The organism is Streptomyces ochraceiscleroticus (genome assembly GCF_000720485.1).
In the GTDB taxonomy this organism is placed as follows: domain Bacteria; phylum Actinomycetota; class Actinomycetes; order Streptomycetales; family Streptomycetaceae; genus Streptomyces; species Streptomyces ochraceiscleroticus.
Genome location: NZ_JOAX01000011.1, coordinates 191,326 through 203,162, shown reverse-complemented (window position 1 = coordinate 203,162; position 11,837 = coordinate 191,326). Strand labels below are relative to the sequence as shown.

The window sequence follows — 11,837 nt, the reverse complement described above, 5'->3', positions numbered from 1 at the left end:
ACCGAGATCTACACCTCTCTATTCGTCGGCAGCGTCAGATGTGTATAAGAGACAGCCCCGAAGGAGTGCGGGGCGAGCTCCCCGGAGGGATGGGCCAGGCAAGGCATGTGGTCCAGGGGACGGCCCGCAGAGGCGAGTTGGGCGGGTCAGATGGCCCAAGCAGGTCAGATGGCCAAGCCGGTCAGGTGGACCAGGGAAGGGGGTCTGAGGAGGTGTTCCAGTAGAGGGACTTTTGGCGTTGGTGGGCTCGGATGCCGTCGCGGCCTTTTTCGCGGCCGAGGCCGCTGTCCTTCATGCCGCCGAAGGGGGTGGAGATGCTGAATTGCTTGTAGGTGTTGATCCAGACGGTTCCGGCGTCGATGCGGCGGGCGAGGCGCCAGGCGCGGGCGGCGTCCTTGGTCCACAGGCCGCAGGCCAGTCCGTAGACGGAGTCGTTGGCCTGGGCGACCAGGTCGTCCTCGTCCTCGAAGGGCAGGGCGACCAGGACCGGGCCGAAGATCTCCTCCTGGCAGGTGCGGGCGGTGTTGGGCAGCCCGTCCAGGACGGTGGGCAGGTAGTACGCGCCGTCGCGGTACCGCTCGCCTTCGGGCGCTGCGCCGCCGCACAGGACGCGGGCGCCTTCCTCGCGGGCGAGGTCGACGTAGGCGGCGACGGCGTCCCGGTGCTTGTGGTGGACCAGGGGGGCGACCTGGGTGCTGGGGTCGGTGCCGGGACCGATGCGGAGTTTCCGCGTACGGGCGACGAGTTCGGTGAGGAAGCGGTCGTACAGGGGGCGGGCGACGAAGAGACGGGAGCCGGCGATACAGCTCTGGCCGCTGGAGGAGAAGATGCCGAACATCACGCCGGCCAGGGCCTGTTCGAGGTCGGCGTCCTCGAGGACGACGGTGGGTGACTTGCCGCCGAGTTCGAGGGAGACCGGCATCAGTTTGTCGGCGGCGGCGTGCGCGAGGGTGCGGCCGGTGCGGGTACCGCCGGTGAAGGTGACCTTGCCGACCGCCGGGTGGCGGACGATCGCGTCGCCGATGACACTGCCGGGCCCCGGGAGTACGGAGAGCAGGCCCGTGGGCAGGTCGTACTCGGTCAGCGCGCGGTGGACGATGCGGCCGAGGGCGAGGGAGACCAGCGGGGTCCATTCGGCGGGCTTGAGGAGTACGGCGTTGCCCGCGGCGAGGGCCGGGGCGAGCTTCTGGGCGTCGCTGGCGATGGGCGAGTTCCAGGGGGTGATGGCGCCGATGACGCCGATCGGTTCGTGGACGCTCATCGTGACGTACGAGCCCCGGGCCGGGGTGAGGGCGTCCTCGGCGGTCTCCAGGGCGGCGGCGGTGTAGCGGAAGGTGCCGGCGGCGCTGTGGACCAGGGCGCGCGTCTCGGTACGGGCCTTGCCGGTGTCGGCGGTCTGCAGGGCGGAGAGGTCTTCGGCGGCGTCCTCGATGAGGGCGGCGATGCGGTGCAGCAGCCGGGCGCGTTCGTGGGCCGGCAGGTCGCGCCAGGCCGGGTCGGCGGCGGCCCGCGCGGCATGTTCGGCGGCTTCGTCGACGTCGGCGAGCGAAGCGCCGCGGAGGACGGTGAGCACCTGGCCGGTCGCCGGGTCGGTGGTGGTGATCGGGGTGCCGCTGCCCGGCCGCCACTCCCCTGCCACGAGGATCTCGTCGGCCGGGATGACGTCCACGGGGAGCGCGTCCACGCGGGTCGCGTCCCCGCGGGTCGCGTCCAGGGAGGACGCGTTTACAGGGGACGCGTTCGCGGGGATCGACGACGGCGCGGGAGACCCGGACGGCGTCGACGCCCCGGACGACGCGGGAGACCCGGCCGATGCGGGGGCCCCGGACGACGCAGAAGCACCAAGCGACGCGGGGAACTCGGACAACGCGGGGGACCCGGACGGCACAGGAGCACCGACCGACGCGGGAGACCCGGCCGATGCGGATGACTCGGGCCGTGCGGACGGCGCGGCGGGCCTGGCAGGCGTCGGCGGGGTCGGAGGGTTTGAAGTCGAAGACATCGGTGGGTTCCCAGACATCGGTCGGTTCGCGGACATCGGCGGGTGCTTGGGCACGGGGAGTGCGGAGTGCGGACGTGGGATGTGTGCGGAGGTGGGAGGTGTGCGGACGGTACGGGGCTGGACGAGCGCGGACGGCCGGAAGGCCCCGCAGCCCCCAAAGGCCCGGAGCCCCGAAGGCCCCGAAGAGCCGCGAATCCCGGAGCCCCGGAGGCCCCGGAGTCCCGCAGCCCTGGAGCCCCGGACCGAGCAACTTCCGCGTGGTTTCGCACGCTTCGGCTTCGCTCAGCGCCTTCGGGCCGGTACAGACGTTGACCTCTCTCAGGGGACTTCTCTCTGAGGACCTCTCTCGGAGGACCTGCCCCAGAGGACTCCCCTCAGCGAGCTTCTCTCAGTGCCAGAAATCTAAGGGCTTAAGTAATTGCCCGCAAGGGTCCCCGTCGAAAAATTCGCCGGGGCCAGACCCTTGACTTCCACACCCCTTGAGTCGATAGAACTTAAGCCCTAAGACACTTGGCGCTTACGTACGGGACTCCCCCATCTCCCGGCGGACCCTGCGCCCGCCCACTCCCCCCCATTTCCCTCCCCCATCCCTCACCCGTGCCTCGTGCCGGGTCTGGAGGAATCCCGGATGAGAATCGACGCATCTCCGGGCCGTGACGCCGACGCCTTCCGCGCCGGCATCGCCGCCCGGTTCGAACGTCTCCCCCTGTCCCGCTGGCACGTCACCGTCCGCATCGTCATCGGCGTGGTGACCTTCTTCGAAGCCTTCGACCAGCTGCTGATCGCCTACGCCATGCCTGAGCTGCGCCAGGAGTGGCACCTCACGGACGGTGACGCCACCGCCGTCCTCACCATCGGTTCCGTCGGCATGCTCGTCGGCGCGCTCTTCTCGGGGCGGATGGCGGACCGCATCGGGCGCGTGAAGATCATCGCGGTCTGCATCGGCGTGTCGGGGCTGGCCTCGCTCGCGCTGGCCCTGAGCCCTTCGCCGACGCCCTTCATGCTGCTGCGCTTCGTGCAGGGCCTGGCGATCGGCGGTGAAGTGCCCGTCGCCGCGACCTTCATCAGCGAGATCACCCGCAGCTTCAAGCGCGGCCGTTTCGTCCTGCTGTACGAACTGGTTTTCCCCGCCGGCCTCACGCTCGGGGCCGTAGCAGCGGCGTGGATCGTGCCGGCGCTGGGCTGGCGCTGGATGTACGCCGTGGCAGCCGTGCCGGGGCTGCTGTGCATCCTCGTGCAGCGCACCGTTCCCGAGTCGCCGCGCTGGCTCGCCGACCGCGGCCGGCTGCGGGAGGCCGAGACGACGATGGACCTGATCGAGGCAAAGGTCGCCGCGGCGACGGGGGCCCCGCTCCCGCCGGTCACCACGGGCGCCGCGGACGGCACGCCCAGTACGCCCAGCGCGGTCAGTACGCCCGGCAAGGGCGGTGCGGGAACCGGGGCCACGGCAACAGCACGTACCGTCGCCCCCACTGTCCCCGCCACCCCCGCCGAAGCCGCCGCGACCGGTGTGAAGGGGCTGTTCACGGGGCGGTACCGGCGTCGGACGCTGGTCATCGGGGCGCTCTGGTTCACCGGCTACTTCGTCAATTACGGCATTACGTCCTGGCTGCCGACGATCTACGGGAAGCAGTACGGGCTGTCGCTCTCCGACGCGCTGATGTACTCGACGGTCACCTCGGTCGCCGGTTTCTTCGGCTGTCTGCTGGTCGCGCTCACCGTCGACGTGATCGGGCGGCGCAAGGTCTTCGCGCTCTTCCTCGGCGGCGCGGCCGCGCTGCTGATCGTGCTCGGCGCGCTCGGTGCCCGTACGCCCGTGCAGGTACTGGTGTGGACCTCACTCGCCGCGGTCTGCTTCTTCGGCTCGAACATCTGCCTGTACCTCTATACGCCCGAGCTGTACCCGACGCGGATGCGGGCGCTGGGGTGCAGCGTCGGCGGTGCGCTCAACCGGCTCGGGGTGATCCTCGGCCCGGTGCTGGTGGGGGCGATCTACGCGGGCGGGGGCCAGGTCTCCGCGGTCTTCGTGACGCTGGGCGGGGTGGCCCTCGTGGGTGCGCTGGCTGCGGCGTTCTTCGCGGAGGAGACGACGAACCGGCCGCTCGAGGAAGTGTCCCCGTAACAGCCGACGGGGAAGTGCGGTGCCCGCGGACACGGTGACCCGCGGGCACCGCGCGCTGGCTCTCAGTGGCAGCCGAGGCGTTCCAGGACGCGGGTGGCCTGGCCGGGGAGGGTGTCCGGCGGGTTGCGGCTGTGGTCTGCGCGGCGTCGAGGTGGGTGCCGCGCAGTGGTGCGCCGGGGAGCCGGGTCATGGTGACGCTCGGTGGTTCGGCGGTGAGGGCGCAGGTCAGTGGGTGTGGGGCGAGGCCGGGGGCGTGTTCGGCGAGCAGTGTGAGGCCGCGCCATTCGCGTTCGTGTTCGCCGCAGTCCCAGCTGCTGAAGCGCTTGGTGACGCGGTCCGCTTCGAAGGTGATGGCGTGCTTCGTGGTGAGGTCGGCCATGGGGCGATCCTCGCGTATCGCATACGGCGTTCACTTCACTCGTACGCGTACCGCATCATGTACGGCGCCTCACCTGCAGTGCCGCTCCCCCGACTCTCCCCGGCTCACCCCGTCCCACTCACCACCGGTGGATCGTCCGGGTCCGGGATGCGGGTGGACCAGCCGCCCGGGACCGCGCGGCCCTGCTGGGTGCGGAAGCGGACCGGGGCGGTGCCGACCCTCCGGGTGAAGAGGCGGCTGAAGTAGGCGGGGTCGTCGTAACCGACCCGGCGGGCCACCGCGGCGACCGGGAGTTCGGTGGCGGCGAGGAGTTCCTTGGCGCGGCCGAGGCGGATGCCGAGGAGGTAGTCCTTGGGGCTGCAGCCGGCGCCGCGGCGTACGGCGGTGCGGAGTTCGGCGGGGCTCATGCCGTGCCGGGCGGCGTGTTCGGCGACGGAGAGCGGCAGGAACGCGTCGCGGGCGAGCGCCTGCAGGACCGGGTCGCCGTCGGCGTCGGTGTCGGCGCGGGCGCGGCGCAGTGCGACGAGCAGTTCGTGCACCGCGGCGGAGGTCTCGACCTCCAGGAGCGGGTTGCCGCGGCGCGCCGCACGGGCGATGCGGCCGATGGCGGCGCGGGCGGCGGCGGTGTCGGCGAGCGGGACGAGCGGCCGGTCGGGGCGGGGTTCTATGTAACCGAGTTCGGTGTATGTGGTGGCGGCGGGGCCGGTGAAGTCGACGAAGCTCTCGTCCCAGCCGGTCTCCGGGTCGGCGCCGTAGTGGTGCGGGACGCCGGGGGTGAGCCAGAGGAGGGCGGGCGCGGTGACGGGGTGCCGGGTGCCGTCGGGGTCCGCGTACCAGCCGCTGCCCGCGTGGATGATCACGGCTACGTGGTGGTCGAGGGTGCGCGGGCCGACGGCGGGCAGCGTGCCGTGCTGGAGGCCGACGCCGAGGCAGACCAGGCCGAGCCGGTGGTGGACCGGGCTCGGTGTGAAGTAGCGCATCCAGGTGCGGTACACGCATCCTCCTTCCGTCGGCCGGCCGCCTTCCCCGGCCGCCCGCTCCGTACGGAACGCCGGCGCGCGGTCGCGGCCCGGCACGTACTCCGCTCCGCTCCACGCACTGCACGTACACCACGCAGTGCAGGTACACCACGCACCGCACACGCGGACGTTCCGTCCAAACAATGCCGATCTTTGTCCATGGACCGCCCGCCCCGCCAGGGGGTGAGCTGGACGCGACGCGAGCCGGGCGGGAGCGACGGGACGGACGACGTGGCGGATGACAAGGCGAGTCGTGTGAGGACAAATGAGCCTCACGGGGCCGAACGGCGAGAATTCGCCGTCGGGGGGCGGGAGTTCGCGCTCGACGGGCGGCCGGTGCGGCTGCTGTCGGGGGCGCTGCACTACTTCCGGGTGCACGAGGGGCACTGGGGCCACCGGCTGGCGATGCTGCGGGCGATGGGCCTGAACTGCGTGGAGACGTATGTGCCGTGGAATCTGCACGAGCCGCGCCCGGGTGAGTTCCGGGAGCTGGCGACGCTCGGCCGGTTCCTGGACGCGGTGCGGCGGGCGGGGCTGCTGGCGATCGTCCGCCCCGGCCCGTACATCTGTGCCGAGTGGGAGAACGGCGGGCTGCCGCACTGGCTGACCGGACCGCTGGGGCGGCGGGTGCGCACCCGTGATCCGGAGTATCTGCGGGCGGTGGATGAATGGTTCGCGGCGGTATTGCCACAGGTCATCCCGCGGCAGTGCGACCGCGGCGGCCCGGTGATCATGGTGCAGGTCGAGAACGAGTACGGCTCGTACGGCTCGGACGCCGCCTACCTCGCGCATCTCACCGACCGGCTGCGCGACCTCGGGGTGACCGTGCCGCTGTTCACCTCCGACGGGCCGGAGGACCACATGCTGACGGGCGGGAGCGTGCCGGGCGTGCTCGCGACGGTCAACTTCGGGTCCGGCGCGCGGGAGGCGTTCGCGACGCTGCGCCGGCACCGGCCGGACGGGCCGCTGATGTGCATGGAGTTCTGGTGCGGGTGGTTCTCCCACTGGAGCACCGGGCCGGACGGAGGAGCGGCCGCGGGCGCGCGGGACGCGGAGGACGCCGCGGACGCGCTGCGCGAGATTCTGGAGTGCGGTGCGTCGGTGAACGTCTACATGGCGCACGGCGGGACGAGTTTCGGCGGCTGGGCGGGGGCGAACCGGGACGGTGCGCTGCAGGACGGCGCGCTGCTGCCGACCGTGACGTCGTACGACTACGGCGCGCCCGTCGACGAGCGCGGCCGGCCGACGGCGAAGTTCTGGCGGTTCCGCGAGGTGCTGGCGCCGTACGCCGATGGTCCGCTGCCGGAGCCGCCCGCGCCGCAGCCGGTGCTGGGCGCGCCGGCGGAGGTGCGGCTGACGGGCTGGGCGCCGATGGACGCGGTACTGGACGGGCTGGGCGGTCCCGAGGTGCGGTCGGGGGTGCCGCCGACGTTCGAGGAGCTGGACGTGGACCGCGGGGTGGTGCGGTACCGGGTCTCGGTGCCGGGGCCGCGGGAGCCGTACGAGCTGCGGGTCCGTGGGCTGCGGGACCGGGCGGTGACGTTCGTCGACGGCGCGCCGGGGCCCGTACTGGCGGACGAGGACGCGGTGCTCGGGCCGGTGGCCGGGCCAGCGGAGGCGGAGCTGTGGGTGGAGTCGCTGGGGCGGGTCAACTACGGGCCGCGGCTGGGCGAGCCGAAGGGGATCACGGGCGGGGTGCTGCACGAACGGCAGTACGTGCACGGAATAGGGGCGCGGGGGCTGCGGCTGGATGCGCTGGAGGACGCGGGGGCGGTGGGGAAGCTGCCCTTCGGGGCGGGCGCCGGGGCCAGCGCGCGCGGGCTGCATCGCGGGAGCGTGACCGTGCCGGCCGGCGGCGTCGGGGACGCGCTGCTGGAGCTGCCCGGCTGGACGCGGGGCTTCGTATGGATCGGCGGGTTCCCGCTGGGCCGGTACTGGTCGGCGGGGCCGCAGCACGCGCTGTACGTACCGGGCCCGTGTCTGCGCGAGGGACCGAACGAGGTACTGGTACTGGAGCTGGAGGGCGCGGGGCGGGGGCCGGAGGCGGAGGTGCCGCGGCTGGTGCCGTGAAGCCTGACTCAGGCTCTCAGGCGCCCGGTCCGGACCGCGGCCCGGACCGGGCGCCCCGGGACCTCACACCTCCCGTACCTCGAACCCGTCCAGTACGAATTCCGCCGTCCCGTCGTCACCGGTCTTCCGCAGCCCCACCCACGTCTCGCCCTTCTCCGGGGCGGTGAACTCGTAGGTGTAGGCGGCCGGCTGGGTGGCGACGGGCAGCGATTCGCGGCTCAGCTCGCGCGCCGTCGGCTCGTCCACCGCCGTCACCCAGGCGTACTGGTCCGCCTTCTCGTTCTCGTACCGGAAGGTGACCCGGTAGCGGCGGCCCGGTGCGAAGCGCACGGTGTGCGGAACGGTCCGGTAGACCAGTCCGACGTTCTCGCCGCGCGACTTCAGCGACTGGCCGCCGTCGATCACATCGTCGATGGCCTTGCCGTTCCAGCCGCGCTGGGTGTACGGCGCGTGCCGCTGGGCGATGTGGGTGCGCGGGTCGTTCGCGCCGCCCGCGTCGCCCTTGACGAAGACGCCCCAGCCCTGCGGCACGTGCTCGAAGTCCTCGTAGGCGAGGGTGCCGTCCTTCTCCGTGCGGGAGGCGGCCACGACCCGGACGTTGTCGAAGCGGACGCGTGCCTGTCCGGCTGCCGCCTTGAGGGCCAGCGTCACCGGGCCGCCGCCCTCGGGAACGGTGAAGCGGGTGAACATCCGCTGGAAGCGGGTGCCGTGCTTGCGGTCGGCGCCGACGTAGTTGCCGGCCGTGGAGGTCTCCGTCCAGTTGGCCGCGGTGACCCCGTCGGCGGTGCGCACCGTCAGCTCGGCGCGGCGCCGCTCCCCCGCCTTCTCGCCTACCTCGACCTGCACGGATGCCGCGTAGGTACCGGGCGCGAGGCGGTCCAGGCGGCGGGCGACGGCTGCCGCGCCGCCGGCGCCGATCACCAGCTCGTAGTCGCCCAGCGCGCTCGCGCGGACCGTCGCCGGGCCGCTGACCTGCCAGCCGTCGAGCGTGCCGGAGTGGAAGCCGGGGTCGGCCAGGCCGGTGCCCTCGCCCCAGCGGGGGTCCTCCTGGGGCGCGGCCCGCTCCTTGCGGACGACGTACGGGACGCCGGCCGCGGCCTCGATGGTGACCTTGCCGCCCTTGACCGGCAGCCGCTTCTCGTCGGCGCGGCCCTGGTCGGTGAGGCGGTACAGGTACACCGTCCCGATCGCCCAGCCGCGCGGCAGCGTCCAGGTCGTCGTGCCGCCCTTGGGGCTGTAGTGGTAGAGCTTCTGCGGGTCGATGGCGCGGCGCGGCTCCCACGGCAGGAGGTAGGTGCCGTCGTCGTAGACGAGACGGCCGTCGGTGGTGATCCGCCGCTTGCCGCCGTCGGCGTCGGAGACGACCGTGCGGGTCGGGCCCTCGAAGGTGATCTCGTGGTCGGTCCAGGTCTTGATCGGGTACGCCTGGAGATACTTGGCGGGCAGCGCGTCCCGCCAGATCATCCGGTGGAAGGCGTGCCAGTCGGTCTTGCCGACCCAGCCCTCGAAGGTGCCCATGCGGGGCGCGCCGAGCAGGGTCGGCCACTTGTCGGCGAAGACGTCCTTGTGGTGGTTGCGCAGGAAGCGGATCAGCTTGCTGTTGATGCCGCGGGAGGTGTCGCCGCCGTAGTCGGTCTCGTTGGCCCAGTGCGACCACAGGGCGGAGCGCTCCAGGCCGTGGCCCCATTCGGTGGTGACCAGCCAGCCCTGGTCGCGCAGCTGGCGCTGGAGCCGGTCGGAGTTCCAGCCGGACTCGCGGAAGACGTCGATGTAGAGCATGTTCAGGGCCGGGTCGGTCTCATCGCGGAGCTGCTGGAAGCGGGCTGCGATGTCGCCGGAGACCAGGTCGCGGCGGGCGTCGATGCGGTAGGACTGGTCGAGCCAGTCCCACTGCTCGTTGGTCTTGTCGACCAGCGTCTCGGAGAAGGCGTGGGCGACGGGGTAGGACTCGGTGGCGTTGACATGGACGGCGAAGTCGCTGTTCCACTTCTTTCCGGCGCGTACCAGGGCGTTGAGGTCCGCGAGGCCGCCTGCGCGGGTGTTGTAGTTGCCGCCGTAGTCCGGGTGTGCGGAGTCGTGGCCCTCGGACTGGTAGCCCTTGAGGAGGGTGAACTGCCGCAGTCCGTCCGTCGCGAGGGAGATCCGCTTGACGTTGTCGAGGGTGGCGAGGAACGGATTGGTGGCCTGGCTGGCGAAGTTGAAGGGGATGTGCGGGACGACGCGCAGATGCTGTTCGTCCGCGCCGAGCGGCATGACCATGATGTCGCGCAGTGCGATGGCGGCGTCCTGCCAGTCGACGCGGCCGTCGCCGTTGCGGTCGCGGGTGAGGATCACGGTGGCGTACGGCAGGGGTTCGGTGGCGTCCACGGGGGCGGTGGCCGCGCGGTGGGTCCACTGGCCGCAGGCGAGCCGCGCCTCGACGTAGCCGTCGCGCTGTACGGTCTGCCGCCAGAGCCGGCCGTTCTCCCAGGTGGTGGCCCCGGACGGCTTGTCGTACACGGTGTTGGTCTCCAGCGCGGCGGCCAGCCGGCCGGTGGCGACCACCGCGTACGCGCATCCGAGGGGCGCGGCGTCGGCGGGCGTGCCGTCCGTGACCTGGACGAGGGTGTCGCCGCTCTTGGCCTTGTCCAGCTCGATCCGGGCCGCGAGGAGGCTCGCGCCGGGCTGGTCGCTGCGCACACTGAGCAGCGCGAGCGCGGGGATCTGCAGGGTGCCGACGCGCAGCGCGGCGGTGTCGGCGATCTTCGTGACCCGCCAGTGGACCTGCCATCCCTCGACCGCGATCTCCACGCCGATCTCGGTGCCGCCGTCGAAGGCGAGGGTGTAGGCGATGCGGTCGATGGGGGCACCTCCCTGCTCGAGCGAAGCCGAGAGCTTGGGGGAAGGTTGCGCGGTGACTTTCGGGGTGCGCGCCGTGCCGTCGATGACGACCTCGGTGACCGGCTCCGTCTGGCCGTGCAGCACGGCGCCGGTGCCGGTGTCGGTGTACGCGAGGACGCGTGGGAAGGCGGTGTCCACGCGGACCTGGAGCTGCTCGGAGCGGAGCACGGCCTCGCCCGCCCGGGGTGCCGCGTGCGCGGACGCGCCGCCGAGGGGCAGCGCGGTGCCGAGCGCGGCGAGGGCGGTGCCCGCGACGACGGTCCTGCGGCTGGGCCTGCGCCCGTCACCTGTCGGTTCGTTCACGCGCACTGTCCTCCTTCGCACCGGCACTGACTGTCGCCGGACAGCGTGCTGCCCGAGCGACGGATGCGCCCATGGACAAAGGAGGGACAGGTGTTGGACTAACGGGACGGCCCCGGCGCCACGGCCTGCGCCGGGCACCGGGGCCTCATCGCGGCTGCGCGGCGATCAGCCGCCCAGCTGCTCAGCGCCCTTCTTGATGTCCGCGGCGAACGCGCTCACCTCGGTGTACACGCCGGGCTTGCCCGGCCGCGCGCAGCCCTCGCCCCAGCTCACGATGCCGACCTGGAGCCACTCGCCCGCGTCGTCCTTGCGGAACATCGGGCCGCCGGAGTCGCCCTGGCAGGTGTCCACGCCGCCGGTGTCCAGCTTGCCGGCACAGATCTCGTCTCCGGGGGTCAGGTCTGTGCCGTAGGCCTTCTCGCAGGTGGCGTCGTCGATGAACGGCACCTGGGCCTTGAGCAGGTGGCGCTGCTGCTGGCCGCCCTCCTTGTCGGCGCCCCACCCGGCTATGGTGAAGTCGCCGCTGTTGAGCTTGTCGTCCTCCGCGATCTTCAGGGTGGGGAGGTTCTCGATGGGCTTGGCCAGCTTGATCAGCGCCCAGTCCTTGCCCTTGCCGTCGTAGCCCGGAGCCTGCAGGACCTCGGTGGACTTCACCTTCACGGCGGCGGAGTCCTTGAGGTCCACGACGCCGGCGGTGGCCGTGATCGAGGTGTTCGGGCCGCTGCCGTCCACGCAGTGGGCGGCGGTCAGCACGACGTCCTTGGCGTACAGCGCACCGCCGCAGCCCATCGACAGCCGCACCATGAACGGGAATTCGCCCTGCTGGGCGCGGGTGCCGCCGACGACCGTGGGGTGGTCGCCGCCGTCGCGGGCGGGGGTCGCGGCGCCGGCCGTGCCGGGCTGGAGGCTGACGGCCGCGAGGGCCACGGCTGCGACGGCGGTGGCTCTCTTGATGTGCTTCAGGTAGCTCAACGGGCTTCCTTTCGTGGGGGGTTGCACGTCTCTGACGAGCCCATGCCAACACCGGAGCCGGTGAACACCACCGCGCGGAACAAGAACCGG

At 72.2% G+C, this 11,837-nt stretch carries 6 protein-coding genes; 2 read left to right on the top strand and 4 right to left on the bottom strand.

Annotated elements, in window-relative coordinates; genetic code table 11:
- Positions 1 to 181: 181 nt before the first annotated feature.
- Positions 182 to 1,660 (bottom strand): aldehyde dehydrogenase, encoded by a 1,479-nt coding sequence (locus IG84_RS0116490; RefSeq protein ID WP_037800378.1) that lies wholly within the window; start codon positions 1,658 to 1,660, stop codon positions 182 to 184.
- Positions 1,661 to 2,630: 970 nt separating this feature from the next.
- Here IG84_RS0116490 and IG84_RS0116480 point away from each other — a divergent pair.
- A complete protein-coding gene (locus IG84_RS0116480) occupies positions 2,631 to 4,124 on the top strand; it encodes an MFS transporter (protein ID WP_031057122.1) in 1,494 nt (497 codons plus the stop codon).
- Between the two features lie 483 nt (positions 4,125 to 4,607).
- Here IG84_RS0116480 and IG84_RS0116475 read toward each other — a convergent pair whose 3' ends face one another.
- Positions 4,608 to 5,498 carry a helix-turn-helix domain-containing protein gene (locus IG84_RS0116475; RefSeq protein WP_031057118.1) on the bottom strand — a complete coding sequence of 297 codons (891 nt, stop codon included), beginning with the start codon at positions 5,496 to 5,498 and terminating at the stop codon, positions 4,608 to 4,610.
- Positions 5,499 to 5,777: 279 nt separating this feature from the next.
- Between IG84_RS0116475 and IG84_RS0116470 the strand changes: the two genes are divergently transcribed.
- Positions 5,778 to 7,592: a glycoside hydrolase family 35 protein gene (locus IG84_RS0116470; RefSeq protein ID WP_051861785.1), complete on the top strand. Its 1,815-nt coding sequence runs from the start codon at positions 5,778 to 5,780 to the stop codon at positions 7,590 to 7,592.
- Positions 7,593 to 7,655: 63 nt separating this feature from the next.
- Here the strand turns inward: IG84_RS0116470 and IG84_RS0116465 are convergent, their stop codons facing one another.
- Together IG84_RS0116465 and IG84_RS0116460 are read right to left on the bottom strand one after the other, a co-directional pair.
- A complete protein-coding gene (locus IG84_RS0116465; protein WP_031057111.1) occupies positions 7,656 to 10,775 on the bottom strand; it encodes an endo-alpha-N-acetylgalactosaminidase family protein in 3,120 nt (1,039 codons plus the stop codon).
- Positions 10,776 to 10,940: 165 nt separating this feature from the next.
- The gene (locus IG84_RS0116460) at positions 10,941 to 11,747 is read right to left on the bottom strand and encodes a S1 family peptidase (RefSeq protein WP_031057107.1); all 807 of its coding nucleotides are present in this window, start codon (positions 11,745 to 11,747) and stop codon (positions 10,941 to 10,943) included.
- Positions 11,748 to 11,837: the final 90 nt, after the last annotated feature.